Raw genomic sequence first — 26,298 nt, forward strand, 5'->3', positions numbered from 1 at the left:
AACGCAGTTTTTCGCTTAGTATCCGTTACGTGGCGAAGCTAGCGAGAGCGTGCCCAAGTTCAGACCTATATTGTTTAGAAAAATATTTTGATTTTTTACAGCCCCTTTTTTGATGCCAAAATATCCGAAATGATACAAGAAATGGAAGCATAGCTTAAATTTTACTATTTGTATATTTTCCCTATCTCATGCAACTAAAAAAACTACTTTTTAGGTCTATAAATTCTAGTATATTGTCTTGACTCTTCCCTAAAAATCATGCATTATAATGTAGAAGTGGGAAAAAGTGGGAGAAAGTGGTAGATTATGTTTACGGGAGAGTATCATCACAATTTAGATACTAAGGGCAGGATGATGATTCCTGCTAAATTCCGTGAGGATGGATATAACGAATTTACCCTTACCCGTTCCCTTGATGGTTGCCTTTCTCTTTATGCTGTTCCGGAATGGAAAGAACTGGAAGAGAAACTGCAGGCATTGCCCATGACAAGCAAGCAGGCAAGAACCTTAAAGAGATTTCTTTTGGGAAGTGCCATTTCCTGTGAGTGCGATAAGCAGGGGAGGATTTTGATTCCGCAGACACTCAGAGAGAAGGCCTCTTTGGAAAAGGATGTGGTTTTGCTTGGTGTGGGAGATCACGCGGAAATCTGGTCAGAGAGTTTATGGGAAGAGAACAATGATTTCTCCGATTATGAGCAATTGGCTACAGATATGGAAGGCTTGGGAATCTGATGGAATTTTCGCACAAAAGCATTTTACTTAACGAATGTATGGAAGGACTTTCAATAAAGCCGGACGGTGTCTATGTAGACGGAACACTGGGCGGTGGTGGACATTCCTTTCATATACTGGAAAGGCTGAACGAAAAAGGACGTTTGATCGGGATTGATCAGGATGAGGATGCGATAGAGGCTGCAACGAAGAGACTGGCACAATTTGAAAAGCAAGTCACGATAGTACGTGACAACTATGAACATTTTCAGGCAATCCTTTCTGCTCTTTCCATACCGGAGGTAGATGGGATTCTTTTAGACTTGGGCGTTTCCAGCTACCAGTTCGATGAAGCGGACAGAGGCTTTTCCTATCGCTTTGATGCTCCACTCGATATGAGGATGGATAATCGGCAGGATTTTACGGCTAAGGACCTGATTAACGACTACAGTGAGACGGAACTTTATCACATCATCCGGGACTATGGAGAAGATAAGTTTGCAAAAAATATTGCCAAACACATCGTGCTGGAAAGAACGAAAAAACCGATTGAGACAACGGGAGAACTTGCGGAGATTATAAGTCATGCCATTCCTATGAAAATCAGAGTGGCCGGAGGACATCCGGCAAAACGAACTTTTCAGGCAATCCGCATTGCTTTAAACAGAGAACTGGATGTTTTAAAGGATTCTCTGGAGGGCATGATTCAGTCCTTAAAGCCCGGAGGAAGGCTTTGCATTATTACCTTCCACTCGCTGGAGGATCGAATTGTAAAGCAGAGCTTTCGAACAGCGGAGAATCCCTGTATTTGCCCGAAGGACTTCCCGGTTTGCAGCTGCGGAAGAAAAAGCTTAGGAAGAGTTATAACGAGGAAGGCTATCCTGCCAAGCGAGATGGAGCAGGAGGAGAATCCCCGTTCAAAAAGTGCAAAGCTCCGTATTTTTGAAAGAGGAGAATAAAACGGAGTCGAAGCCTTGAAGGTTCAGAGCTTCAAGGTTTCGGTAATACAGAGTGTAAAAATGAGTATATGAGTACGAAAATGTGAAAGAAGGGATGCTGTCACATTTTTATAGAGGAAATGTGGTTTTAGCGAAGGAATAAGAGGGAAGAGTATGGCAAGGAAGCTGGCAAAGAGGCACGCAGGTTATATTGCCGGGTCAGTTGTGACAAAAGAAGAGCTTGCGCCGAGAAGAAAAGGAGTAAAGAGAATAAATCAATCGGCCGTTCCGAAGAAGACTGTGGTGAGAAAGCCAAGTCAGAAGAGGAGCGGAACGTTTACCAGAGAAGAGAGAGCCAGAATTCTCCGTGAAAGAGAGATAGGACATGAACTGCAGCAGGAAAGACTGCAGAACAAGACTTCGGCGAACTTTTTCCTGGTCTTTTCCGTTGCCCTTTTTATGGGAATCATGGGTGTACTTTGCTTTCATTACATCCAGTTACAGACCAAGGTCAATACAAGGATGCACCGCATTGAACAGAAAAAGAAAGAAATTGAAGTATTAAAGCAGAAAAATGATGCTTTACAAAATGCAATCAGCGCTGCTTTGGATCCGGAAAAAATCTTCACAATAGCCACAGAGGAGCTGGGAATGGTTTATCCGGGAGACCATCAGGTAATCGAGTATAAAAAGCAAGAAAGCGAGTACGTACGGCAATATGAAAACATCCCAAAGCACTGATGAGGAGCAGAAGAAAAAAAGACGGCAGACTAAGATTATGCCGTTTTATATGCAGGAAAAGCTGATGGTAGGATTTGTTTTTTTAATCCTGCTATTTGCTATTTTAAGCATTGTGATTTTTCGGATGGTGCAGAAAAACGGGGAGGAGTATAACCGTATCGTTTTGGGACAGAGGCAGTCCGGTTACGGCTCAAGAGCAATTCAGGCGAAGAGAGGGGATATTCTTGACCGAAACGGAACCGTTCTTGCGACGAGTCAGAAAGTCTACAATATTATAGTGGATCCGAAGGTGATCACCTCTCGTGCGGATGACCGCTATCTGAAAGCAAGTCTGGATGCCCTGCAGGAGTATTTTCCGGGAGATGAGCGTCTTTCTACTGTGGAAAATACTTTAAATCAACAAAAATCTTTGGCGGGAAATAAGAAGAGTGCCTACCTTAAATTCAAAGAAGGCTTAAGTTTTGAAGAAAAGGAAGCATTTCAGAAGTTCATGGATGATAAAAATGCCGCTTACAGAAAAAATGGAAATAAATACGAAATCAAAGGCATTTGGTTTGAGGATAAGTATAAAAGGAGCTATCCGTACAAGGATTTGGCCTGCAATATCATCGGTTTTTCTTCCGCGGACAGCGAAGACGGAACAGGCGGAGTGGAGCAGTACTATAATCAGTCTCTTGTAGGTGTAAACGGAAGAGAGTACGGCTATCTGGATTCCGACACTAAACTGCAGTCCGTGATTCGGGAAGCAACGGACGGAAACAGTATTGTCACAACGATCAATTTCAATATTCAGAGAACGGTAGAAAAGTATTTACAGGATTGGCAGAAAAATGATATCGGCTCCAAGATGGCAGCGGCAATTGTGATGAACCCGAAAAACGGGGAAATTCTTGCTATGGCAAGTACCAATCAGTTTGACTTAAATCACCCGAGAGATCTGGATAAAAACGTATATCCCGATTCTCTGCTTCAGGAACTTGGTAAGAAAGAAGCCCTTGCAGAATATAAGAGAGAGCATAACAATCAGAGTATTACGGAAGAGGAGATTCCTTCTCATTACAGTAATGAGGATATTCTTTCCTTGGGGACTCAGGTTGCCTGGAATCAGATGTGGAGAAACGTGCCGATTTCCGATACCTATGAGCCCGGATCCACGGTTAAGCCTTTTACGATTGCCGGGGCACTGGAAGAAAGTGCCATTAAGGAAAGTACGCAATTTAACTGTGAAGGATTCATTACCTTGAGTGACGGGGTAAAGACCTGGACCATTCGTTGTCACAAAAGAGACGGGCACGGAACGTTGGATGCAGAGCATGCTCTTATGCAATCCTGCAACGTCTATCTGATGAATACCGCCTTTCAAGAGGGGGCGGAAAATTTTGTAAAATATCAGCATATCTTCGGCTTTGGAGAGAAGACGGGAATTGATTTACCGGGAGAGGCGGATACTTCTGCTTTGGTATATAAGGCGGATAGTTTAGGAAAGACTTCCCTTGCAACGAACTCATTCGGGCAAAACTACAATGTAAGTATGATTCAGATGGCAGCGGCCTTTTCCAGTGCAATTAACGGCGGTTCTTATTTTAAGCCGCACGTTGTAAAGCAGATTTTAAATGCAAATGGTACGGTCATGAAAGAGATAGAACCGGAACTCTTACGTGTTACCTGCTCTCAGGCAACCAGCGATTTTTTAAAGGAAGCTCTTTATCAAACAGTAGAGCAGGGGACAGGAAGACCTGCAAAGATTAAGGGCTATCATGTCGGCGGGAAAACGGGAACAGCACAAAAGCTTCCGCGTTATGAGAAAAATTATCTGGTTTCCTTCTGCGGCTTTGCTCCGGTGGAAGATCCGGAAATCTTGGTTTATGTCATTGTGGATACACCGAATCTTGACGGAGAAGAACAGGCGAGTGCTTCCTTTGCAACGAAGATAGAGCAAAAAATCATGAATGATGCACTGCAATTCTTGAATATTCCTGCACAAGGAGAGACGGATCCCGAGGCATCCTTAAATAAGGATTTGCAAGAAGGAATTCGAACCTTGGATGAAAGCGGAATCGTGGAAGGCGCTTCGGAAAGTGCGGCAGAAAGCACGGAACAGGCAAGTTTGGAAAGCGATGAAAAGCAGGACAATGAAGATAGTGTTCCGGGAGAACTTCCGGAGAGCGTTGCAACGGAAAGTAAAGCAATAAATAATGATGACAGAGAAGAAGATGAGTCGGAAAATGGAAATTAAGGGGGAGAGAATATTATGCTAAGTAATACCATTGCACTCAGCATTGCCTTTTGTGTGATGCTTTTGATTTCTCCCAAGGGAATCAATATATTGCACCGCATGAAATTTGGTCAGGAGGTGCGAGATGACGGACCGCAGACACACCTGAAAAAACAAGGAACCCCTACGATGGGCGGGATTCTTTTCCTGATTGCAATCAGTATCGGAATTCTTCCCTTTATAGGAGAGGTAAGCGGATTACTCCCTGCATATCTTCTTGGTTTAGGTTTCGGTATAGTTGGATTTGTGGATGATTATTTAAAGGTGGTAAAGCATCAGTCCGAGGGCTTTAACCCGAAACAGAAAATGGTATCGCAGATTGTGATTTCCCTTCTGTACATTGCGTTTTTGTATTTTTACAGTGGAAGGGCAAATGATTTCTTACTGCCTTTTGTAAAAGAAACAAGCTGGTCGTTAGGGATATTATTTTTCCCGGTATCGCTATTTATTATTACAGCTACGGATACGGGAGCGAATTTTACAGACGGAATTGACGGTTTGTGCAGTAGCGTAACAGCGGTGATTGTCTTTTTCCTTTTTCTTGTGGACAGGATAATCCTTGGCGGGGCGGAACTTGGTGCATTACCGGGTGCGGTACTGGGCGGACTGCTTGGCTTTCTTTGTTTCAATGCTCACCCTGCAAAGGTATTTATGGGGGATACGGGATCCTTGGCTCTTGGTGGCTTTGTGGTTGCCATGGCAATCCAAACAGGAACCGCACTCTATATTCCGCTCTTTGCCTTTGTCTATTTTATGGAAGTGCTTTCGGTAATTATGCAGGTTACTTATTTTAAAATGACTCACGGAAAGCGTATCTTTAAAATGGCACCCATTCATCATCATTTTGAATTATTGGGTTGGTCGGAAACACAGGTAGTGACGATATTTACGATTATTACGATTTTGGCATGCTTCATCACGGGACTTGCTTTGGAAATGACATAGTACTGCAAAAAGGCGCAAAAAAGCAAAAAAGGTGCAAATAAAAAGGCGCAAATATAAATGCGAAAAAAGTGCAAACAGAAAAGTGCAAACAGAAAAGCGCAAATATAAAGAAGAAACATGAACATAGGGATATAAAGAACATTAACATAAGGATATAAGGAACAGAGGGATTTTAGGATGAACAGGCGGAAAGTTTTGGTATTGGGGACAGGCAGAAGTGGAATAGCATCGGCAAAGCAGATTCTTGCCATGGGAGGGGAAGTCATATTTTTTGACGCAAACCCGAAGTTGGATGAGAAAAAAATTCTGGCACAATTTAAGAAAAAAGAAGAAATGAAAATAAGCAAGATTTTAAAAGGAAAACTGTTTGAAAGAGATCTCTTAAAAATCGATGCTGCGGTAATCAGTCCCGGAATCCCTTTAGATGAACCTTATGTTCTATTGCTCAATGCTGCGAAGATACCGGTAATCGGAGAGATAGAGTTGGCATACCAGTCCCTTAAGGGAAAACTTTGCGCTGTGACGGGAACGAATGGTAAGACAACAACAGTCAGCCTTATCGGAGAAATATTAAAGAGCCAATATGCGGATACTCATGTTGTTGGAAATATCGGAAATCCTTTTACGGCGGAAGCCTTGGATACGGAAGAGCAGTCTGCTACGGTTTGTGAAGTCAGTTCCTTCCAGCTGGAATCCATTGTGGATTTTCGTCCTCATGTTTCGGCAATCACCAATATTACACCGGATCATTTGGATCGTCACAAGACAATGAAAAACTACATTGCGGTAAAGGAATCCATATCCATTAACCAGACGGAAGAGGACAGCATCGTCTTAAACTATATGGATCCGGAGCTTAGAAAGTTCGGAAAAAAACGAAATTTAAAACCGAAGGTACTCTGGTTTTCTTCGGAAGAAGAGCCGAAAGAGGGTTTTTTCTTACGTGATGACGAGTTTATTTATAAGTCCAAAGACAAAGAAGAGAAGCTCTTTAAAACCAAGGATGTACAGCTTTTGGGTAAGCATAATTATGAAAATATTATGTGTTCTATGGCTGTAGCCTTGAAAATGGGTGTTCCAATGGATAAAATCATAAAGGTCTGCAAGAAATTTAAGCCGGTGGAACACCGTATTGAGTTTGTGCGAGAGCGTTCCGGTGTGCGCTATTATAATGATTCCAAGGGGACCAATGTGGATGCGGCAATTCAAGCTCTTCGTGCTATGCCGGGTCCGGTGCTTTTGATAGGCGGAGGTTATGATAAGCATGTCGATTTTGACGCTTGGGTTAAAGAATTCAAGGGTAGAGTAAAATACCTTGTACTGATCGGAGAAACCAGAAATCAGATTGCAGCCTGCGCAAAGAAGCACGGTTTCCATAACCTTATGTTTGCGGAAGATATGGATGAGGCGGTAAAAGACTGTGCTGCCTATGCTGATCCGGGAGACTATGTACTGCTGAGTCCGGCCTGTGCCTCTTGGGGGATGTTCAAGGATTATGAGGAACGCGGAAGAGTTTTTAAAGACTGTGTAAAGAGTCTGTGATCGGTAAGCTGCGATAGGATGTGAAGTCATTAAAAAGACGTAGTAAACGGGTAGGAAAAGGAAAGGGCAGGAAAGTGTCAAAAAAGAAAAAGCTGAAGCATTTTTATGATTTTTCCTTGGTGGTGATGGTTTTTTCCATTACTCTCTTTGGCTTACTGATGTTGTACTCCGCATCGGGATACATGGCGGCAAAGAGTGATCTTGGCGATATGTATTATCTTACAAGACAGGGAATATTTGCTTTGGCGGGGTTCCTTATCATGCTGTTTCTTTCCCGTTTTTTTGATTACCACTGGCTTTCCAAGTTGAATATTTTAATCTATGTTGCGGCATGGGGCGCTCTTATTGCTACCTTTGTTATGGGAGTGGCATCCCATGGGTCCAGTCGTTGGATTAGAATCATGGGGGTACAGTTTCAGCCGTCGGAGCTTATGAAGCCGGCTGTGATTATTATGCTTGCTACTTTGCTTACGGATAAAGGCTATCGCATTAATTCTTTGAAAGCCATGTTTCGATGTGCTTTGTATGCTTTGATCCCTGCAGCTGTAGTGGCACTGACCAACCTTTCCACCGGAATCATTATTGTCAGTATTGCGATTTTTATGCTATTTGTTGCGGTGAAGAGTTATCGCTACCATTTAGCCTTATTATTTGCTACCGTATTGGGGTACATCGGTGCCTATCCGCTTGCCCTTTTTTTACAAAAAGTAAAAATACTGCATGAATACCAGATTACCAGAATCCTTGCATGGAGAGATCCGGCTTCTTTTCCGGATGATACCTATCAGACAAGACAGGGACTTTATGCTATTGCGTCCGGAGGAATTTTCGGGAAAGGACTTGGCGAAAGCATACAGAAATTCCTGATGCCGGAGGCCCAGAATGATATGATTTTTACCATTATTTGCGAAGAGCTTGGACTCGTTGGCGCTGTAGGATTGATGCTGGTCTATGCTCTGATTTTATCCCGCTTATATGAAATTGCCAAAAATGCAAAGGATCTTTTCGGATCCTTTCTTGTTATCGGCGTTATGGCGCACATTGCCTTGCAGGCCATTTTGAATATTGCGGTAGCGAGCAATTCCATTCCGAATACCGGAATCACGCTTCCTTTCGTAAGCTATGGCGGAACCTCTCTTTTGATTCTTCTTGCAGAGCTCGGGCTTTGTCTGAATGTGTCTTGGCAGACCACCTTGGATGTGGAAAAAGGAGAGTAGGGTATGACGGACAGAAGAAGGAGAAAGGAAATTACCATTTACGGAATTTTGCTTTTCTTCTTATTACTTATCCTTTTGCTCTTCAGTACCAGGGTAAATAAGATTACGGTTCTGGGGAATAAACAGTATACGGAAAAAGAGCTTACGAAGATGATTTTAACCAAGGAACTGGACTATAACAGCTTCTATGCCTTTATCAAGGACAAAATTCGTCCTCATAAGACCATTCCTTTTGTGGAAAAATATGAGCTCCACTGGAAGGATCCTTTTGCTTTGGAAATTATTGTTTACGAAAAAAATATGGTGGGATATGTGGAATATATGTCCAGCAATCTTTATTTTGACGGAGACGGGATTGTGGTGGAATCGACTAAAAAGAAGATTCCCGGGATTCCGCGAATAACCGGACTTAAGTTTTCCAAGGTGAGTCTCTATAAGGCGCTTCCGGTAGAGAACAAAGCGATTTTTCAGGATATTCTGAATCTGGGGGCAGCGCTCAGGTTGGAAGAAATCGATTGCGATCATATTGAATACAGTTCCTCTTATACGGCAACGCTTTACATAGGAGATATAAAGGTTCTCATTGGAGATAATGAAGATATGGAGCAGAAGCTCATGAGTCTCAAGGATATTCTTCCGGCTCTGAAGGGAAGAAAAGGAACATTGGATTTAAGCCGGTATCAGGGAAGAAAAGAGAAGGAAGCTTATGTTTTCAAGGAAAATAAGTAAAAATTCTTTTCTTCTTTACAAATTTGTCCCTTCTTTCCCCTTTACAAAATGCCTAAAGTTCATATAATGGTATAGTTAGGATAGATGTGAATAGAATTCCTAAACGGAATAAGAGATAGATTGAAGGAGGAAGACATGATAGAAATCCAGCTTCCCGAGTCAGAAGCGGCGGCAAAGATTATAGTTGTTGGTGTTGGTGGCGCAGGAAATAATGCAGTAAACCGTATGGTGGATGAGGGAATCGCCGGCGTTGAGTTTATTGGAGTAAATACAGATAAGCAGGCCTTGCAGTCCAGTAAGGCATCAACTTCTATGCCCATTGGGGAGAAGCTGACCAAGGGACTGGGCTGTGGCGGTAAGCCGGAGATCGGAACCAAGGCGGCTGAGGAGAGTGCGGAGGAGATTACCGCAGCTCTGCAAGGAGCGGACATGGTCTTCGTTACTTGCGGTATGGGAGGCGGTACCGGTACGGGTGCAGCTCCTGTTATTGCTAAAATTGCAAAGGATATGGGAATCCTCACTGTTGGTGTAGTGACTAAGCCCTTCCGTTTTGAAGCAAAGCAGAGAATGAAGAATGCCTTAGCGGGTATTGATTCACTGAAGAGTGTTGTAGATACCTTGATTGTGATTCCGAATGACAGACTCCTGGAGATTGTAGAGAAGAAGACTTCTCTTCCGGAGGCCTTGAAGAAGGCGGATGAAGTATTGCAGCAGTCCGTTCAGGGAATCACGGATTTGATTAATGTTCCGGGACTCATTAACCTCGACTTTGCGGATGTTTCTGCCGTTATGAAGGACAAGGGTGTTGCCCATGTCGGTATCGGTAAGGCTAAGGGGGATGATAAGGCAATCGAGGCTGTTAAGACAGCTATTTCTTCTCCGCTTTTGGAGAGCACCATCGAAGGCGCTACCGATGTTATCATCAACATTTCCGGAGATATCAGCCTGATTGAAGCGAATGATGCGGCTTCTTATGTAGAAGAGCTTGTTGGCGAGAATGCAAATATCATCTTCGGTGCGATGTACAATGAAGATGCGCAGGATGAAGTTTCCATCACTGTTATTGCAACCGGTATCAAAGAGAAAAAGCCTGCTGAGCAGAAGCCGGCTGTACAGGAGACAAAGAGTCAGCTCGGATTACACAGTAACTTCGGTACTATGCCACAGAGCTTGAGCGGAACCAGTTTTCTGAATAATCAGAGACCTTCTTCCCCGGTTCTTACGGAGAGATTGGAGGTTCCTCTTGAAACACAGGGTTCCGGTGCTTTAAGAACGGGCGAAACTGTAGATCGTGATGTACAGAACAAAGCAAGACTCGGAAGAGAAGGCGGACTTGAGATTCCTGACTTCCTGCGTAGAAAATAAAACTAAAGTGCAGGCTATGTCCCAGGGGCATAGCCTTTTTTTAAGACGGGGAAAGTTCGCTTGGCGTATTTTTCCTCGTTTCCTAGCTTATTAAGGCATATGCTTTGAAGTGTTTGGGTGCTTATGCCGTAGAAAGAGAAAATGTCGAAATTATTTTAAGTAAGATTATTTAATAAAATGCAGTTTAAGAATAATAGAGGATAGTGGGAGACAGATGGCGAACTTAAGAGAAGAAATAGAGAAGAGAAGAACCTTTGCGATTATTTCTCACCCCGATGCGGGTAAAACGACCTTGACGGAGAAATTTCTTCTCTATGGAGGGGCAATAAACCTTGCGGGAACCGTAAAGGGAAGAAAGTCGGCAAAGCATGCGGTTTCGGACTGGATGGAAATTGAGAAGGAGAGAGGGATTTCCGTTACTTCTTCCGTTTTACAGTTTAATTATGACGGAAGATGCATCAATATCCTGGACACGCCGGGACACCAGGATTTCTCGGAGGATACCTATAGGACGCTTATGGCAGCCGACAGTGCGGTCATGGTTATTGACGGAGCAAAGGGTGTGGAGCCGCAGACGATTAAGCTCTTCAAGGTTTGCGTGATGCGTCATATCCCCATTTTCACTTTCATCAATAAGTTTGACCGTGAGGCAAGAGATCCGTACGAGCTTTTGGATGAGATTGAAGAAGTGCTTGGAATCCGTACTTGCCCGATTAACTGGCCTATCGGTTGCGGTCACAACTTTAAGGGCGTTTTTGACAGAGAAAAGGAAGAAGTGGATCTTTTCCATGCTGCAGGCGGCGGTAAAAAAGAAGTAGAAAAGGAAGTCTATTCGAAGGACGATCCTAAATTAGAAGGGGTTATCGGAAAAGAGTATTTTGACAAATTGCAGGACGACTTGGAGCTTTTAGAGGGGGCAGCGGAAGTCTTTGATGAAGAGAAGGTCGATGCCGGTCTCCTTACTCCTGTTTTTTTTGGCTCTGCTCTGACGAACTTTGGTGTGGAAACTTTCTTGCAACATTTCCTGAAAATGACGAAGTCTCCGCTTCCGAGAATGTCAGACCAAGGACTTATCGACCCGGTAGAGGAAGAGTTTTCCGCCTTCGTCTTTAAGATTCAGGCCAATATGGATCCGAAGCACAGAGATAGAGTGGCTTTCATGCGCATCTGCTCCGGTGAGTTTGATGCGGGAATGGAAGTGACACATATTCAGGGAGGCAGAAAGGTAAAGCTTTCTCAGCCGACCCAGATGATGGCGGATGAAAGAAAGATTGTGGAAAAGGCTTACGCGGGAGATATCATCGGCATTTTTGATCCGGGGATTTTCTCGATAGGTGATACTCTGGAGCTTTCCGGAAAGAAATTTGCGTATGAGGGCATTCCGACCTTTGCGCCGGAGCATTTTGCAAGGGTAAGACAGATTGACACCATGAAAAGAAAGCAGTTTTTAAAGGGAGTATCCCAGATTGCACAGGAGGGTGCCATTCAGATTTTCCAGGAATACAATACCGGTATGGAGGAAATCATCGTCGGTGTAGTCGGAAGCCTGCAGTTTGAGGTCTTGACCTACAGACTGAAAAATGAATACAATGTAGAGGTACGTTTGGATATGCTTCCCTATGAGCATATCCGCTGGATTGAAAATTATACCGAGATTGCGGTCAGCGAGATTTCCGGTACCTCTGACATGAAGCTTGTAAAGGACTTAAAGGATAGACCCCTGCTTCTTTTCGCTCATCCCTGGTCCATCGGCATGGTATTAGACCGTAATAAGGACCTGCATTTGACTGAATTTTCCAGAAATTAAGTCTCTTGCGGAACGGTAGTAGGAGATTTTATCTTTTCCTATCTTACAATGTAGAGTTTTATAACGGGTGTTGCCGAAAAAACGTGCATCATTTCGTTAGAAGAAAAGCAAATATAAGCATTTTTACAGTACAAGGAAGGACAAAAACGATGGAGAAAACAATTAAAGAGTGGCTGTTGGAACATGAGGATGAGTTTTTAAAGGACTTGTTCACCTTGATTCGGATTGATTCCGTTCGGGGAGAGGCTAGAGAAGGTGTGCCCTTTGGAGATGGCCCGAAGGAAGCTTTGGAAGCGGGTTTAAAGATATGTGAAGGCTATGGCTTCCATACAAAGAACTGGGAAAATTATGTGGGTACGGTGGATTATTCTCCGGAACTTCCGCATACACTCGATATTTTAGGACATCTGGATGTGGTTCCTGCGGGAGAGGGATGGGAAGTAACCGGTCCGTTTGAGCCGCTTGTCAAGGGAGAAAATGTTTACGGAAGAGGTGTAAGTGACGATAAAGGTCCGATTCTTTGTGCGCTTTACGCTATGCGTGCCGTAAAAGAACTGGGATATTCCTTGAAAAAGGGAGTTCGTCTTATCCTTGGAACGAACGAAGAGACAGGCTCTGCCGATCTTGCTTACTATTATAAGAAGGAAAAGGCGGGAGAGATGAGCTTTACTCCGGATGCCGAGTTCCCGATTATCAATATTGAAAAGGGTGCCATCAAGGGTACTTTGAAAAAGAATAGAACTGCCAAGGGATCTCTTCTTTCCTTAAAGGCGGGTGTTGCTGTCAATGCCGTTCCGCAGAAGGCAGTTATGGAATTTAGTACTTTATCCGAAGAAGAATTTAAGCATGCAAAGGATGCTGTAGAAAAGGAATGCGGTGTTCGTTTGGAAAGATCCGGCAATACTGTGACTGTAATCGGTGTAAGTGCACATGCTTCCACTCCGCATCTTGGAAAGAATGCCGGTCTTGCCGCTTTATCTTTTGCTGTAAAGCTTCCTTCTCTCAGTGCAGAAGATAAAGAAGCTTTTGAAGCCATTTTAAAGCTCTTCCCATACGGTGTGACGGACGGCTCCGGCCTTGGTATCAAGATGAACGACGAGGAAAGCGGAGACTTAACCTGCACTTTGGATTTGTTTGCAGTGGATGATAAGGAAATGAGCTTTACCTTTGACAGCCGTGTTCCCATCTGTGGCAATAAGGAAAATTGTGAAGATGTGGCAAGAAAGTCCAGTGAAGCCAAGGGCTTTGTTTTCGAAACAAACGGCATGATTCCGCCCCACCACGTTCCAAAGGATTCCGATTTCATTAAGGCTTTACTTTCCTGCTATGAGAAAGTTACCGGAGAAAAGGGAGAGTGTATTGCCATTGGTGGAGGAACCTATGTGCATGAGGTAGAAAACGGAGTTGCCTTCGGTGCAATTCTTCCGGATGTAGATACACACATGCATGGTGCAGACGAATGGATTAAGGTAAAAGATCTTCTTCTTGCAGCTGAGATTTATGCGGAGTCAATCCTGGCCCTTTGCAGTTAACCATATCTTAATAGAAGTTTGGGAAACTTCTTCGAGAAGCACATTCGAGACTTTTTTGATTGTTTAAGAAATAGGCTTCACTCAAAATATTTTTGTCTGAAGGAGCAGAATGGAAGAAAATATCATATCAATACAAGGTTTGGGAAAGGTATTCCATACCGGATCCGGGGACTTTACAGCTCTGGAAGACATCCATTTGGAAATTAAAAAAGGGCAGATTCAGGGAATCATCGGACTTTCCGGAGCCGGAAAGTCCACCCTGGTCCGCTGTATTAATTATTTGGAAAGACCGAGTAGCGGTCAGATATTCTTTCGTGGGAAAAGTTTGAGTACCATGAAGGAGAAAGAGATTCTTGCCATGCGTCAAAACATGGGCATGATTTTTCAGCAATTTAATCTTCTGGAGCAGAGAAATCTGCTCCGGAATGTTTGTTTCCCTCTGGAAATTGCCGATAGCGGCTGTATTTCCCGGGCATTGAAGGAGTGGAAGGAAAAAAAGAAAGAAAACAAAGAGAAGAGGGCAAAAAGCGAGGTTAACGATTCCAAGTTGAGCTCCACTCCGTTAGGAGTCATTATAAAAACTGTACTTCAAGGAAAAGCGCGGAAAAAGAAAAGAATCGAGAGAGCGAAGGAGCTTTTAAAGCTCGTCGGTCTTGAGGGAAGAGAAAAAAGTTATCCCTCTCAGCTTTCCGGGGGGCAGAAACAGAGAGTTGCGATTGCAAGAGCACTGGCTACGAGTCCCGAGGTCTTGCTCTGTGATGAGGCGACTTCAGCACTGGACCCGAAAACCACGGAGCAGATTCTTGCTCTTCTGAAAGAGATTAATGAAAAATTGGGTGTTACCATTATAATTATCACCCATCAGATGAGTGTTATTGAGTCTGTCTGTGATGAGGTGGCGATTATCGACCACAGTAAGATTGCGGAACATGGCCCGGTAAAGGAGATTTTCCGTTCTCCTAAGACGGAAATCGGAAAGAGACTGATTTTAGGTGAAGGAGAGAAAGAAGCTTTCTTCGGAGGCGGAAGACGCTTCCGTATTGCCTTTGACGGTAAAAATGCGCATGATCCGATTCTTTCGGAACTCATTCTTGCCCTGCATACCCCGGTAAACATCCTCTTTGCCAATACCAAGGAGGTGGACGGCATGGCGGTTGGACAGATGGTTATTGAACTTCCCGAAAATATGGAGGATATCCTTCGTGTTACCCAATTTATGAAGGAGCGGGGAATTCCTTTTGAGGAGGTGCATGCATAGCTATGAGTATGAAAGAGTTAATCCCCTTATTTCAAACGGAAACTGTGGCGACACTTTATATGGTGAGCATTTCCACCTTGATTTCCTATTTAATCGGAATTCCTCTCGGAGTAATTTTGGTAGTAACGGAAGATGGAGGACTTTATCCCTTAAAGCTGGTTCATGGAGTCCTTGGTTTTATCACCAACATTTTTCGAACCATTCCCTTCCTGATTCTTTTGGTTATGGTTTTACCTCTAACAAAATTTTTGGTAAAAACAACTTTGGGACCGAATGCCATTATTCCTCCACTCGTTATTGCGGCAGCCCCTTATATTGCCAGAATGGTGGAGTCTTCCTTAAAGGAAGTGGATGCGGGTGTGATTGAGGCGGCACGTTCGATGGGAGCAAACAGACTGCAAATCATCTTAAAGGTTTATCTTCCTGAAGCAAAACCGAGTCTCTTTATCGGTGCGGCAATCTGCATTACTTCGATTCTTTCCTACTCCGCTATGGCGGGATTCGTAGGAGGAGGCGGACTTGGAGCCATTGCGCTGAATTATGGTTATTATCGTTACAAGACGGATATCATGATCATTGCGGTTTTAGTACTGATTATTATCGTGCAGATTATTCAGGAATTCTGGATGAGGCTTGCAAAGTACAGTGATAAGAGAAAAAGAGTTTAGGAAAAGAAAAAGAGTGCAGGAAAAAATTTGCAATATTTCTGATTCTGTACTATTTTTGTATACTGGACTGTACGCATAAAGCAGAGGGAAAAATAGCTTAAGGCTATTCGAAGGGAAACCTTCTTTAGCATAGATACTTGTTGTGGTTTAGGCTTACAGCAGATTATTTCAGAAAATTTTCGTTATAGAGTAAGGAGAGTTTTCAAAGTAGAAAAGGAGAAAATTATGAAAAAAAGAGTAGCAGCGCTGCTCCTTGGTTTAGCGGTAGCTTCTTTAGCAGCTTGCGGAGGACAGAAGGCGGAAACAAAGGCGGAGTCTCAGGTAGAGACAGAAGCAGGCAGTGAAAAAGCTGCGGAGACCGAGAAGGCAACGGAAGCTGCTAAGGCTGAGGGGGAAGCAGTGAAGATTAAGATCGGTGCGACTCCGAGCCCGCATGCGGAAATCTTGGAAGCGGCTAAGGACGCTTTAAAGAAAAAAGGCGTGGAGATTGAGATCGTAACGTACAACGATTACGTTCAGCCGAATCTCGCAACAGATCAGGGACAGATTGATGCAAACTATTTCCAGCATCTTCCCTACCTTGAGGATTTCAATAAGGAAAACAATACTCATGTTGTTTCCGTAGGAAAGATTCACTATGAGCCGTTTGGGATTTATGCAGGTAAGTCCAAGGATTTGAAAGCTATCCAGGACGGTGCTAAGATTGCGGTTCCGAATGATACAACAAATGAAGCAAGAGCGCTTCTTCTTTTGGAAGCGAACGGCATCATTAAGTTAAAGGACGGAGCAGGACTTACGGCAACAAAGCAGGATATCGCAGAGAATCCGCACAATGTGGATATTTATGAAGTAGAAGCGGCACAGATTCCTCGTTCTTTAGATTCCGTAGACTTTGCCTGCATGAACGGGAACTTCGCTATTCAGGCAAATTATAAGCCGAGCGATGCCTTAGCCACAGAGGATGCCAAATCCGAAGCGGCACAGACCTATGCCAACATCATTGCCGTATCGGAGAAGAATAAGGATGCGGAATGGGCAAAGACTTTGGTAGAAGTTTTACACTCTAAGGAGATTCAGGATTTTATCAATAAGAAGTATGAAGGTGGAGTAGTACCTATCGAATAAATCCTACAGGGAGCTGCAGAAATAGAAGGAGAGAGATCCCCGTTAACGGGGAGAGAACTGCCTTTTGCTTTCTGCGGCTCTTCTTATAAAAATGTTTATAAGGCCTTTTTATTTGTTTGATTCATTTTTAGACTGATTATTGTGATTTTCGAGAACAGATACTGCGTTTTGAATTAAAGGAGTTACAAAATGAATGATAAAGACTTGAGAAGATTTGCCATAGGAAAGTGGAGAAAGAACTGGCCAACCATGCTGGTAGCCATTCTTTTGCAATTCTCCGTGTATATTGCTGTGGTAATATGCTTTTCTTTTGTCTTTAGTCCTTTCTTGGCATCGACTATGATATCGCAAACGGAAGGATTAAGGAGAGGAATCGGTCTTACCGTCTCGGGAATCATGCTTGCTCTTTTGGTTTTTATTTTGGTAATCTATCTGATTGTGAGCTCTTTTTCCTTTATCTATATGGCATTAAAGTTGGTGCGGGGAGAAAAGATATCTCCATTTGACGTTTTTTATACTTTGCAGCCGAAGATTTTTCCGATGCAGGTGCAGCTTTTGGTATACAGCATTTTCTATGCTTTTTTCCCATGGCTCTTTACGTTTTTGTTTTATTTCTTTTTTAAATCAGCTGATCCGATTTTGAATTTTGTGGAAGAAATCATTTTTAATATTTTTATCTCGCTTTTCTTACTGTTCTTTTTATGTACCCCTTTTCTTATTCTGGAAAAGAAAGCAAGAACTCTTGGTGCAGCTATGAAGAAAAGTATCAAAATGATGCGTCATGAAAAGCACCGCTTTATTCGACATTTATTGTACTTTATGGGAATTAGAGTAATAATGAACATTTTGGCTTCCATGTGGAGCTTTAGTTTAGATGACAGCATTCTTCCGGGAATTTTACTGGGCATATTCCTCTACTTTTATCTGACTCCCTGCTTTATTCTTGTACAGGCCGGCTTTTATCAGCAAATTGTAAATAAGGAGAAGAAAGCGGCAGAAACGGCAAAGGCCTTTGTGGCATCGTTTAGCAGCGAAGAGAGAGAAGGAGATGACACACAAAATGAGAGCATCGTAGCGGAAGTCTCTGAGAAGGGGATAGAGGAAGATGCCGAAGCAAAGATAGAGGAAAGCGATATTGAAACGACTAAAGAAGCGATAGAGAAAAATCCGGAATCAAAGCTAGAAGGAGTTGCAGTACAAACGGTAGAGGAACGTACTGTGAAAAAGGAAGATACTACGGAATCCAATTCCGTTGAGGATGCGGCAGAAGAAGAAAAAAGCGAAAAGTTGAGCTTTGAAGAAGCCAGAAAGCGATATACAGACTACAAGGAGGAATCATGAAGTGTCCATTTTGTAATGCGGAAGACACCCGCGTAATTGACTCAAGACCTGCAGATGAAAATACCGCTATTCGAAGACGCAGACAATGTGAGGTCTGCGGAAAGCGCTTTACAACCTTCGAAAAGACGGAAACCCTTCCCTTTATGGTGGTAAAAAAAGACCAAAGCCGTGTTCCATATGATCGAGCTAAGCTGGAGGGCGGTGTTTTACGATCCTGTCATAAACGCCCCATTTCACCGCAGCAGATAGCAGAGCTTGTGGACGATATAGAAAACCATATTTTTAAGCATGACAGCAAGGAAGTCAGTACGGAAGAAATCGGGGAAATGGTTATGGAACGCCTAAAGAGCCTGGATCAGGTTGCTTATGTTCGTTTTGCTTCCGTCTATAGAGAGTTTAAAGATATCAATACCTTCATGGAAGAAATCGGGAAACTCCTAAAAACGCATGGGAAGGGAGAAGGAAAGGGATGAAGAAAAGAAACGGATCCTCCTTCTATCCAAGCTACTCTATAGCATCAGTCTACGACTTGGATTTTCAAAAGCTATATGAGAAGGGCTACCGTGCGCTTTTTTTTGACATTGACAATACTTTGGTTTTGCATGACGCTCCCGCAGAAGAAGAGACTAAAGCTTTTTTCGAAAGGCTTAGGGAGATTGGATTTAAAACAGCGATATTATCGAATAACGGAAAAGAAAGAGTGGAGCAGTTTGCCTCCAAGGTAGGGGCGATGTACTACCGCGAACATGCAGGGAAGCCTTCTGCCAAGGCTTATCTTGATGCGGCGGAAACACTGGATACGGATAGGAAAAAATGTCTCTTTTTCGGAGACCAGATTTTTACGGATATACTTGGAGGAAACCGAGCAGGAATTCCTACAGTTTTGGTTCGTCCAATGGGAAGGGAGAAGTATTTTCATATTGTTTTAAAGAGAATGCTGGAAAAGCCCTTTTTGTTCTTATATAAAAGAAAAAATGCGCTTTGGAAAAATGAACCCTAAAGGAGAGGGAAACAAATGGGTATGATTGTACCAATACAGGGTAAGACGGAGAAGGAGTGCCTGGATATCCTGAAAAAGCTTAGAGAGGATCAATATTTTCCATATCTCTACGCAGTAGAGCTTCGCTATGACTTTTTGGAAAAGAGAGTCGAGAAACTCGCTGATTTTTTACAAGGAGTAAGAAATCTGATAGGAGAGAAAAAGCTGATTTTCACAATTCGTACCAATCGTCAGGGGGGATTCTATCCCTTTGGAAAAAGCTATTTTCAGGAAAATATACTGGCGATGGAAAGCGGTATACCGGACTATATTGACCTTGAAGTAGAGTGCGGGATTTCCGGGCGTGAATCCTGGAAAGAATGTATTGCCATGGTAAAGAGACTTGGAGGAAAAGTCATTGCCTCTTACCACGACTTTCATAGAACACCGGACTTAAAAGAGTGTGAGGCTATCCTGGAGAGGCTTTCCTCTTATTCTCCGGATATAGTGAAAATGGCTTTCATGCCTAAAAAGCAAGAGGATGTTTTAAATCTTCTTTTTGCAGGAAGAAGGTGGAGAGACAAATATCCGAAAAAAGAACTTATCACAATCTCCATGGGGGAAATGGGAAAACTCAGTCGCTTGTGCGGTGACTTGTCCGGCTCCTCACACAGTTTTGTGCAGATTTTCGGAGAGTCCGCACCGGGACAGTGGAAAATAGAAGAGTATCTAAAGCTTCATCGAGCACTTTCCGCACGAAAAGGAATTGCCTTACTGGGCTTTATGGGAAGCGGGAAATCGACTCTTGCAGGACAGTTGGCTGTAATGGGAGACCTGCCCTACTTTGAGACGGATGCAGTCCTAGAGCAGGAATTTTCCATGTCTATAAAAGAATATTTTCAAAAATTCGGAGAGGAAAGTTTTCGACGTGAAGAAAGCAGAGTCCTTAAGAAGATGTCCGGAAGAGAAATGATTCTGTCACCGGGCGGCGGTATCGTGTTGAAAGAGGAGAACAGAAACTTTTTAAAGAACTATTTTTTCTGTGTTTATCTTAAGGTAAGTCCGGAAACGGTTTTGCAACGTCTATCCGGTACTAAAAATCTGCGACCGCTTTTACAAGATAAAATGAATCTGACAGATATTACGGAAATGATGGAAAGACGTAGCGCTTTCTATGAGGAAACAGCGGATTACATTCTCGAGGGGGACGGAAAAAGTATTTCCGAATGCCTTACGGAACTTCAGTCTGTACTTCTGGAAAATGCCTTTTTCCCGGCGCAAGTTTAGAAATTAAATAGAAATAGATGGAAGGAAGCAGAGTATTTTGTAAAAGAAAGTTAAAAATTGAATCTTGAAGAAATAGCTAGTCATAGTGTATTCTGAGTTCTTGGAAAGAATTAATAATAGGAATCAATGTAGAAATACAGAGAAAGAAAGGAAAATTATGTTGCAATTTAAAAAATGGATTCTTCCGGTAGTGCTTGCCGGTGTAACTGTTCTTAGTGCCTGCGGAAATTCCGGAAATAGCGGAAGTGCTGTAGAAACAACGGCACAGAGCGATTCAGTGAAAGAAGAGGGAAGTACTGCGGTAGCTTCCGAAAAGGCGGCAGAGGACAATGCTTATGCTGTTTCGGAAGAGAAGCTCAGCTTTAAGACAAAAAACCTCAACAAAGAAGATGTCGATGATTCGATTTTTGCTGATAAGGATTTGACGATTTTAAATGTTTGGGGAACCTTCTGCGGCCCCTGCATTAATGAGATGCCCGAGCTTGGCGCATGGGCAAAGGAAATGCCGGATAATGTGCAAATTATCGGTTTGGTAGCGGATATTGCCGGAGAGACGGATGAGCAACAGATTGATACAGCGAAAACCATTTTGGAAAAGACCGGTGCGGACTTCCAAAACATTATTCCGAACTCGGATTTTTCAGATCTCCTTTCGAATGTAGTGGGAGTTCCGACAACCTACTTCATCAATAAAGAAGGAAAAATCGTGGGTAAGCCGATTGTGGGAGCACAGGTATCAAAGTATAAGTCCTTTGTGGAAGGTTATCTTGCATCCTTATCCTGATAAAGATATTGGGCTAGGGGATAGCGAAAAAAGTATGAAAACAAAAAACGAGATTTCAGATAAGAAAAAATGAGTTTTTGATACAAAATAAAGAGCTATATAAAGAGCTAAATAAAGACAAAATTAATTGTTGACAAAGTCTATTCGTTTTAGTATCATTTACTGGTCGCCTAAGAGGTGACTACGGGGTCTTAGCTCAGCTGGGAGAGCATCTGCCTTACAAGCAGAGGGTCACAGGTTCGAGCCCTGTAGGCCCCAGTATTCGGTCCGGTCTGCGTTTTATACGCAGCCTGGGTCGGAATTTTTTTAAACAGTACCTGCAAGGTGAACTGTTTAAGGCGAGATAGCTCAGCTGGCTAGAGCACACGGTTCATACCCGTGGTGTCGAGGGTTCAAGTCCCCCTCTCGCTAGAGTCGAGGAGTTGGAACATTCTTTAGAAGATGTGTTTCAACTCCTTTTTTTCAATATGTAGGTGTGTGGGGAAACAAGAATAAAGAAAGAATGGGAAAATTTTGGAATAGTTTATATCAGAAATATCGAGGGAGTAAGCTGTATTGCTATGCAGAAAAACATCCGCGATGGAAGAGTTTTTTAGAGATTTTATATCGCTATCGCTATGGAAATGTACTGTGGATAGGCATTATTTATCCTATTTGGTTTAAGTCATTGGAAAGTCGAATTACAGTCAGTACCGGCTACCACATCATGCATACGCATATGGATGACCTGATTCCTTTTTGCGAATGGTTTATTGTACCGTATTTTCTTTGGTTTATTTATATTTTTGCGGGACTGGTCTACTTTATGTTTACGAATAAGGAGGATTTTTATAAGGTCAGCCTCTTTCTTTTCATCGGGATGATAGCGAGTCTTGTTATTTGCGAGATTTATCCCAATGGTACAGATTTCCGTCCGGCATACTTAAGCGAGAAAAACATTTTCATGATTATGGTAAAGAATCTGTATCGAGTGGATACTCCGACCAATGTCTTTCCCAGTATTCATGCCTACAACTCTTTGTGCATGCATATCGCGTTATTAAAAAGTAAGGAGCTTCGTGCTGCAAGATATGGGAAGTTTGTTCGCTATTTTTCCTGTTTTCTCTGTATATTTATCTGCATAGCAACCTTGGTTCTCAAGCAACATTCCGTTTTGGATGTAGGTGGAGCTATTCTTCTTTGCTTTATTACTTACGGCTTTGTCTATGGTTATCCGAGCTTTGCCCTAGGAGAGTATTGGGAGAAGAAAAGCGAAGGGAAAGAGACAAATACAATTAGATAAAGAAACGGATTTATTTGCTAAAGAAAAAGAGATACGAAAAAGATGGAGAAAGAAAATTTTTGGAAGAATGCCGTCGGACATTTTAAGACGATTACAAAACATAAGCTTCTGGTTATGCGCTATTGCTTTGCGATAGGCTTATACAAGCAAGGGCTCTTGCATGACTTGTCAAAGTACAGCTTTACGGAGTTTCGTACGGGGATTCGTTACTATAGAGGTTATAAGAGTCCGAACGGTGTAGAGAGAATCAAGACCGGGACATCGGAGGCTTGGTTGCACCACAAGGGAAGGAATAAACATCACTTTGAGTATTGGTGTGACTATGATTTGGAAAATGTGCATAGGATGATTGGCTGTCGCATGCCTTACCGCTATGTGGCAGAGATGTTTTGCGACCGGATTGCGGCATCTAAGAATTATCAAGGGGAAAAGTATACGGATGCAAGCCCTTATATCTACTATGAAAAAATGATTGGAACTCCTCTCATTCATGAGAAAACAAGGGAGGAACTCGAATTTCTGCTCCGCCTTTTAAGAGATAAGGGAGAGGAGGAGGCCTTATCCTACCTTCGAAAAGAAATAAAAAGGAGAAGAAAAGAAAAAGATTTTTTCTAATCCATGAAAATTTTGCATCTTTTTAAGGAAAGCTTTTTAAGTGAAAAAATCAAAGAAAAAATGAGATTTTCAAAGAGAAATACCCTTTGAAAATCATTTCCTTATTGCTATAATGAAATACAATGTAAAAGAAAAAAGCATTGGAGGAAAGCACCTTTATGCAAGAAGATTTTTTGACCAGAATACGCTCTTCTTACAATCAATTCACGAAGGCCGAACGAAGAGTGGCTGATTTTATATTGCAAAATCCGAACAAGGTTTTGTTTATGTCTATCTCCGACTTGGCAGAGACCTGCGACGTGGGAGATACTTCCGTTTTCCGTTTTTGCAAAACGATGAATGTGAAAGGCTATCAAGAGTTCAAGATGACTCTTTCACTTTCGATGCGTGGAAAAGAAAAGGCGGAAGGACTAGAGGATAATGGGGAGGTTACACTGGGGGACAGTATTTCCGATTTGGCTGCCAAGGTTTTACAGGATACGATTTCCTCGATTCAGGAAAGTTTTTCTCTTTTGGATTTTTCCAAAGTCAGCTTGGCGATGGACGCTATGTCTAAGGGAAGACGCGTTCTTTTCTTTGGTGTGGGTGCATCGATGCTTACGGCTATGAAAGCCATGAATAAGTTTCACCGGATTGAGCCGAAGGTTTACTGTTCGGAGATGGTCAGTCAACAGCTGATGAGTGCAGCTACCATGGAAAAAGGTGATGTGGCTGTGATTTTCTCTTATTCCGGTGCGACACGGGATATTGTAGAGATTGCAAGGCTTGCGAAAAAGAGTGGTGCAACCGTCATTGCCATCACTCGTTTTCAGAAGTCGGCTCTTACCGAATATACGGATATTTCGCTCTTATGCGGTGCAAATGTCGGCTCACTGCAGAAGGGATCGACTTCTGCGGAAATCAGCCAGCTATTCCTCGTGGATATCATGTATACGGAGTATTATCGCCGGCATTTCGAAAAATGCAGTCAGATTTTGGAAAAGACCAGCAAGGCCATTTCCGATAGGAATTAGAGAAAGAGAAGCCTTTCTCAATGGTTTTTCTCCAAGGCTTCTCTTAGTTCGGCAATTTTATCACGACATTTTGCCGCGTCTTCGAAGTTGAGTTCAGCTGCGAAGGCGCGCATTTTTTTGGAAAGCTCACGAATCATTTTATCGATTTCCATCTTAGACATGGATTCGATATCCATTTGGATGCCCTTATTTTCATCCTCTAAAACTCTGGAGATGGCGATCAAGTCTCTTACCGCCTTTTTGATGGTGGTCGGCGTGATACCGTGCGCTTCGTTGTATTCAATCTGAAGCTTTCTTCTTCTTGTGGTTTCGGAAATGGTGCGCTGCATCGAATCCGTGATGGTATCCGCGTACATGATAACGTGTCCTTCCGCATTTCGTGCGGCACGTCCAACAGTCTGGATGAGGGAGGTTTCCGAACGGAGAAAGCCCTCCTTATCCGCATCTAAAATGGCAACCAAGGTGATTTCCGGGATATCCAGTCCCTCTCTGAGAAGGTTGATTCCAACCAAAACATCAAATTTATCCAGTCGCATATCCCGAATGATTGCGGCTCTTTCCAAGGTGTCTATATCGGAGTGGAGGTATTTTACACGTACTTGATTTTCCTGAAGATATTTCGTGAGATCCTCTGCCATTTTTTTGGTAAGAGTCGTAATCAGGACCTTATGCTTTTTGTCTGTTTCCTTATGAATTTCTATGAGAAGATCATCAATCTGTCCTTTGGTGGGGCGCACTTCGATTTCCGGATCTAAAAGTCCGGTCGGGCGAATGATCTGCTCTGCCCTTAGAAGCTCATGCTCCGCCTCGTACTCTCCGGGAGTTGCGGAAACGAAGAGCATCTGATTGATTTTTCCCTCAAATTCCGTGAAATTTAAGGGGCGATTATCCAAGGCGGAGGGAAGACGGAAACCGTAATCCACGAGGGTGGTTTTTCGGGAAAGGTTTCCGTTATACATACCGCGAATCTGCGGAAGACTGATGTGACTCTCATCCACGATGATAAGAAAATCCTCGGGAAAATAATCGATCAAGGTGTAGGGAGGTTCTCCGGGCTGTGCGAAATTCAAGTGTCTTGTGTAGTTTTCTATGCCGGAGCAGACTCCGGTCTCTCGAATCATTTCCACATCAAAGTTGGTTCGCTCGGAGATTCGCTGTGCTTCCAAGAGTTTATCTTCTTCTTTAAAATACTGTACTCGCTCGTCCAGTTCCGAAAGGATATTCTTGCAGGCGATACGGAGTTTATCCATAGGAATGACATAGGGGCTTGCCGGGAAAATCATCGTGTGCTCAAGCTTTGCCTTGGCTTTCCCTGTTAAAACATCAATTAACTGGATTTCTTCTATCTCGTCCCCGAAGAAAATGACACGAATCGCCTGTTCTCCTTCCGATGCGGGGAAAATATCCACCGTATCCCCCTTTACGCGGAAGGTTCCTCTGCGGAAATCCATGTCATTTCTGTTATATTGAATTTCAATGAGATTCCGCAGTAAAGCATCTCTGTCCCGAAGCTGTCCCGGACGAAGGGAGATTGCCATATTCAGGTATTCCGTAGGCGCACCCAAGCCGTAGATACAGGAAACCGAAGCCACGACTACAACGTCTCTTCTTTCGGAAAGGGCTGCCATAGCGGAGTTTCTGAGCTTGTCAATCTCCTCGTTGATATCGGAATCCTTCTCAATATAGGTGTCCGTACTGGGGACATAGGCTTCCGGCTGATAGTAGTCGTAGTAAGAAACAAAGTATTCCACTGCGTTTTCCGGGAAAAATTCTTTCATTTCCGAGTAGAGTTGTGCAGCCAGAGTCTTATTGTGGGAAATTATTAAGGTCGGCTTTTGGATTTTCTCGATGACATTTGCCATGGTGAAAGTTTTTCCGGAGCCGGTTACGCCAAGTAGGGTTTCAAATTGATTTCCCTCCTTGAGACCTTGCACCAGTTTTTCAATAGCCTGTGGCTGGTCACCGGTTGCCGCGTAATCCGAATGCAGTTTAAATTCCATAGGTTCTCCTTTTTGTATTACATCAAAGATTTTTTGGCTGATTCCATCGATGCATTCTGTATTTCACATTTTCTGCCAATGTATTTTTTCTATTCCTATCAGCTATCTGACTTATATCTTTTTCGAAAAATTCCGTTAGTGTAT

General features: G+C 43.0%; 23 protein-coding genes, 2 tRNA genes and 1 pseudogene. 25 read left to right on the forward strand and 1 reads right to left on the reverse strand.

Going from position 1 to position 26,298, the window contains the following annotated elements; genetic code table 11:
- The first annotated feature begins 306 nt into the window (after positions 1 to 306).
- The 25 genes and pseudogenes from mraZ (at position 307) to HMPREF9625_RS07025 (ending at position 24,154) form a co-directional block, all read left to right on the forward strand.
- Positions 307 to 732, forward strand: coding sequence for a division/cell wall cluster transcriptional repressor MraZ (gene mraZ, locus HMPREF9625_RS06910; RefSeq protein WP_009533986.1), 426 nt, complete (start codon positions 307 to 309; stop codon positions 730 to 732).
- Positions 732 to 1,670, forward strand: a complete 939-nt coding sequence (gene rsmH, locus HMPREF9625_RS06915; protein ID WP_009533987.1) for a 16S rRNA (cytosine(1402)-N(4))-methyltransferase RsmH — start codon at positions 732 to 734, stop codon at positions 1,668 to 1,670. The genes mraZ and rsmH overlap by 1 nt, the downstream gene beginning before the upstream one ends.
- A gap of 153 nt (positions 1,671 to 1,823) precedes the next feature.
- Complete coding sequence (locus HMPREF9625_RS06920; protein ID WP_009533988.1) at positions 1,824 to 2,390, forward strand: FtsB family cell division protein; 567 nt, start codon at positions 1,824 to 1,826, stop codon at positions 2,388 to 2,390.
- Positions 2,368 to 4,626, forward strand: a complete 2,259-nt coding sequence (locus HMPREF9625_RS06925; protein WP_009533989.1) for a peptidoglycan D,D-transpeptidase FtsI family protein — start codon at positions 2,368 to 2,370, stop codon at positions 4,624 to 4,626. The genes HMPREF9625_RS06920 and HMPREF9625_RS06925 overlap by 23 nt, the downstream gene beginning before the upstream one ends.
- Before the next feature lie 15 nt (positions 4,627 to 4,641).
- Positions 4,642 to 5,610, forward strand: coding sequence for a phospho-N-acetylmuramoyl-pentapeptide-transferase (gene mraY, locus HMPREF9625_RS06930; RefSeq protein ID WP_009533990.1), 969 nt, complete (start codon positions 4,642 to 4,644; stop codon positions 5,608 to 5,610).
- Between the two features lie 177 nt (positions 5,611 to 5,787).
- Complete coding sequence (gene murD, locus HMPREF9625_RS06935) at positions 5,788 to 7,152, forward strand: UDP-N-acetylmuramoyl-L-alanine--D-glutamate ligase (RefSeq protein ID WP_009533991.1); 1,365 nt, start codon at positions 5,788 to 5,790, stop codon at positions 7,150 to 7,152.
- 74 nt (positions 7,153 to 7,226) lie between these two features.
- Positions 7,227 to 8,369 carry an FtsW/RodA/SpoVE family cell cycle protein gene (locus tag HMPREF9625_RS06940; protein ID WP_009533992.1) on the forward strand — a complete coding sequence of 381 codons (1,143 nt, stop codon included), beginning with the start codon at positions 7,227 to 7,229 and terminating at the stop codon, positions 8,367 to 8,369.
- Positions 8,370 to 8,372: 3 nt separating this feature from the next.
- Positions 8,373 to 9,098, forward strand: a complete 726-nt coding sequence (locus tag HMPREF9625_RS06945; protein WP_009533993.1) for a cell division protein FtsQ/DivIB — start codon at positions 8,373 to 8,375, stop codon at positions 9,096 to 9,098.
- Positions 9,099 to 9,233: 135 nt separating this feature from the next.
- The gene (ftsZ, locus tag HMPREF9625_RS06950; protein ID WP_009533994.1) at positions 9,234 to 10,463 is read left to right on the forward strand and encodes a cell division protein FtsZ; all 1,230 of its coding nucleotides are present in this window, start codon (positions 9,234 to 9,236) and stop codon (positions 10,461 to 10,463) included.
- A 214-nt stretch (positions 10,464 to 10,677) separates the two neighbouring features.
- A complete protein-coding gene (locus HMPREF9625_RS06955) occupies positions 10,678 to 12,270 on the forward strand; it encodes a peptide chain release factor 3 (protein WP_009533995.1) in 1,593 nt (530 codons plus the stop codon).
- Between the two features lie 149 nt (positions 12,271 to 12,419).
- Positions 12,420 to 13,802 carry a Sapep family Mn(2+)-dependent dipeptidase gene (locus HMPREF9625_RS06960; protein WP_009533996.1) on the forward strand — a complete coding sequence of 461 codons (1,383 nt, stop codon included), beginning with the start codon at positions 12,420 to 12,422 and terminating at the stop codon, positions 13,800 to 13,802.
- Positions 13,803 to 13,911: 109 nt separating this feature from the next.
- Positions 13,912 to 14,686, forward strand: a pseudogene (locus HMPREF9625_RS06965) (methionine ABC transporter ATP-binding protein); the annotation flags it as partial.
- Positions 14,668 to 15,060 carry an NIL domain-containing protein gene (locus HMPREF9625_RS11730; protein ID WP_408634645.1) on the forward strand — a complete coding sequence of 131 codons (393 nt, stop codon included), beginning with the start codon at positions 14,668 to 14,670 and terminating at the stop codon, positions 15,058 to 15,060. The pseudogene HMPREF9625_RS06965 and the gene HMPREF9625_RS11730, both read left to right, overlap by 19 nt.
- Positions 15,061 to 15,062: 2 nt before the next feature.
- Entirely contained in the window at positions 15,063 to 15,728 is a 666-nt protein-coding gene (locus HMPREF9625_RS06970) for a methionine ABC transporter permease (protein ID WP_009533998.1), read from the forward strand.
- A 225-nt stretch (positions 15,729 to 15,953) separates the two neighbouring features.
- Entirely contained in the window at positions 15,954 to 16,853 is a 900-nt protein-coding gene (locus tag HMPREF9625_RS06975) for a MetQ/NlpA family ABC transporter substrate-binding protein (RefSeq protein ID WP_009533999.1), read from the forward strand.
- A 189-nt stretch (positions 16,854 to 17,042) separates the two neighbouring features.
- On the forward strand, positions 17,043 to 18,194 hold the full coding sequence (locus HMPREF9625_RS06980; RefSeq protein ID WP_009534000.1) for a hypothetical protein: 1,152 nt from the start codon (positions 17,043 to 17,045) through the stop codon (positions 18,192 to 18,194).
- Positions 18,191 to 18,667: a transcriptional regulator NrdR gene (nrdR, locus tag HMPREF9625_RS06985; protein ID WP_009534001.1), complete on the forward strand. Its 477-nt coding sequence runs from the start codon at positions 18,191 to 18,193 to the stop codon at positions 18,665 to 18,667. Before HMPREF9625_RS06980 ends, nrdR begins: the two co-directional genes overlap by 4 nt.
- Positions 18,664 to 19,194: a YqeG family HAD IIIA-type phosphatase gene (locus tag HMPREF9625_RS06990; protein WP_009534002.1), complete on the forward strand. Its 531-nt coding sequence runs from the start codon at positions 18,664 to 18,666 to the stop codon at positions 19,192 to 19,194. The genes nrdR and HMPREF9625_RS06990 overlap by 4 nt, the downstream gene beginning before the upstream one ends.
- 15 nt (positions 19,195 to 19,209) lie before the next feature.
- Entirely contained in the window at positions 19,210 to 20,460 is a 1,251-nt protein-coding gene (gene aroD, locus HMPREF9625_RS06995) for a type I 3-dehydroquinate dehydratase (protein WP_009534003.1), read from the forward strand.
- 157 nt (positions 20,461 to 20,617) lie between these two features.
- Positions 20,618 to 21,244: a TlpA family protein disulfide reductase gene (locus tag HMPREF9625_RS07000; RefSeq protein ID WP_009534004.1), complete on the forward strand. Its 627-nt coding sequence runs from the start codon at positions 20,618 to 20,620 to the stop codon at positions 21,242 to 21,244.
- A 185-nt stretch (positions 21,245 to 21,429) separates the two neighbouring features.
- Positions 21,430 to 21,502 (forward strand) — tRNA-Val (locus tag HMPREF9625_RS07005).
- 79 nt (positions 21,503 to 21,581) lie between these two features.
- Positions 21,582 to 21,655, forward strand: a tRNA-Met gene (locus HMPREF9625_RS07010).
- 91 nt (positions 21,656 to 21,746) lie between these two features.
- Positions 21,747 to 22,526 carry a phosphatase PAP2 family protein gene (locus HMPREF9625_RS07015; protein WP_009534005.1) on the forward strand — a complete coding sequence of 260 codons (780 nt, stop codon included), beginning with the start codon at positions 21,747 to 21,749 and terminating at the stop codon, positions 22,524 to 22,526.
- 42 nt (positions 22,527 to 22,568) lie between these two features.
- Positions 22,569 to 23,141 carry a DUF5662 family protein gene (locus tag HMPREF9625_RS07020; protein WP_009534006.1) on the forward strand — a complete coding sequence of 191 codons (573 nt, stop codon included), beginning with the start codon at positions 22,569 to 22,571 and terminating at the stop codon, positions 23,139 to 23,141.
- A gap of 158 nt (positions 23,142 to 23,299) precedes the next feature.
- Complete coding sequence (locus HMPREF9625_RS07025) at positions 23,300 to 24,154, forward strand: MurR/RpiR family transcriptional regulator (protein ID WP_009534007.1); 855 nt, start codon at positions 23,300 to 23,302, stop codon at positions 24,152 to 24,154.
- A 17-nt stretch (positions 24,155 to 24,171) separates the two neighbouring features.
- Here HMPREF9625_RS07025 and uvrB read toward each other — a convergent pair whose 3' ends face one another.
- A complete protein-coding gene (gene uvrB / locus HMPREF9625_RS07030; RefSeq protein ID WP_009534008.1) occupies positions 24,172 to 26,154 on the reverse strand; it encodes an excinuclease ABC subunit UvrB in 1,983 nt (660 codons plus the stop codon).
- Positions 26,155 to 26,298: the final 144 nt, after the last annotated feature.

The organism is Oribacterium parvum ACB1 (genome assembly GCF_000238055.2).
In the GTDB taxonomy this organism is placed as follows: Bacteria; Bacillota; Clostridia; order Lachnospirales; family Lachnospiraceae; genus Oribacterium; species Oribacterium parvum.

Excerpts from the sequence above, each read along its gene's own strand:
- HMPREF9625_RS06980 (WP_009534000.1), top strand. The coding sequence starts at position 17,043 with ATGAATGATAAAGACTTGAGAAGATTTGCCATAGGAAAGTGGAGAAAG.
- HMPREF9625_RS07020 (WP_009534006.1), top strand. The coding sequence starts at position 22,569 with ATGGAGAAAGAAAATTTTTGGAAGAATGCCGTCGGACATTTTAAGACG.
- HMPREF9625_RS11730 (WP_408634645.1), top strand. The coding sequence starts at position 14,668 with ATGAGTGTTATTGAGTCTGTCTGTGATGAGGTGGCGATTATCGACCAC.
- HMPREF9625_RS06990 (WP_009534002.1), top strand. The coding sequence starts at position 18,664 with ATGAAGAAAAGAAACGGATCCTCCTTCTATCCAAGCTACTCTATAGCA.
- HMPREF9625_RS06945 (WP_009533993.1), top strand. The coding sequence starts at position 8,373 with ATGACGGACAGAAGAAGGAGAAAGGAAATTACCATTTACGGAATTTTG.
- mraZ (WP_009533986.1), top strand. The coding sequence starts at position 307 with ATGTTTACGGGAGAGTATCATCACAATTTAGATACTAAGGGCAGGATG.
- HMPREF9625_RS07000 (WP_009534004.1), top strand. The coding sequence starts at position 20,618 with ATGTTGCAATTTAAAAAATGGATTCTTCCGGTAGTGCTTGCCGGTGTA.
- mraY (WP_009533990.1), top strand. The coding sequence starts at position 4,642 with ATGCTAAGTAATACCATTGCACTCAGCATTGCCTTTTGTGTGATGCTT.
- uvrB (WP_009534008.1), bottom strand. The coding sequence starts at position 26,154 with ATGGAATTTAAACTGCATTCGGATTACGCGGCAACCGGTGACCAGCCA.
- HMPREF9625_RS07015 (WP_009534005.1), top strand. The coding sequence starts at position 21,747 with ATGGGAAAATTTTGGAATAGTTTATATCAGAAATATCGAGGGAGTAAG.
- HMPREF9625_RS06960 (WP_009533996.1), top strand. The coding sequence starts at position 12,420 with ATGGAGAAAACAATTAAAGAGTGGCTGTTGGAACATGAGGATGAGTTT.
- HMPREF9625_RS06975 (WP_009533999.1), top strand. The coding sequence starts at position 15,954 with ATGAAAAAAAGAGTAGCAGCGCTGCTCCTTGGTTTAGCGGTAGCTTCT.
- HMPREF9625_RS06925 (WP_009533989.1), top strand. The coding sequence starts at position 2,368 with ATGAAAACATCCCAAAGCACTGATGAGGAGCAGAAGAAAAAAAGACGG.
- HMPREF9625_RS07025 (WP_009534007.1), top strand. The coding sequence starts at position 23,300 with ATGCAAGAAGATTTTTTGACCAGAATACGCTCTTCTTACAATCAATTC.
- ftsZ (WP_009533994.1), top strand. The coding sequence starts at position 9,234 with ATGATAGAAATCCAGCTTCCCGAGTCAGAAGCGGCGGCAAAGATTATA.
- aroD (WP_009534003.1), top strand. The coding sequence starts at position 19,210 with ATGGGTATGATTGTACCAATACAGGGTAAGACGGAGAAGGAGTGCCTG.
- nrdR (WP_009534001.1), top strand. The coding sequence starts at position 18,191 with ATGAAGTGTCCATTTTGTAATGCGGAAGACACCCGCGTAATTGACTCA.
- murD (WP_009533991.1), top strand. The coding sequence starts at position 5,788 with ATGAACAGGCGGAAAGTTTTGGTATTGGGGACAGGCAGAAGTGGAATA.
- HMPREF9625_RS06920 (WP_009533988.1), top strand. The coding sequence starts at position 1,824 with ATGGCAAGGAAGCTGGCAAAGAGGCACGCAGGTTATATTGCCGGGTCA.
- rsmH (WP_009533987.1), top strand. The coding sequence starts at position 732 with ATGGAATTTTCGCACAAAAGCATTTTACTTAACGAATGTATGGAAGGA.
- HMPREF9625_RS06955 (WP_009533995.1), top strand. The coding sequence starts at position 10,678 with ATGGCGAACTTAAGAGAAGAAATAGAGAAGAGAAGAACCTTTGCGATT.
- HMPREF9625_RS06970 (WP_009533998.1), top strand. The coding sequence starts at position 15,063 with ATGAGTATGAAAGAGTTAATCCCCTTATTTCAAACGGAAACTGTGGCG.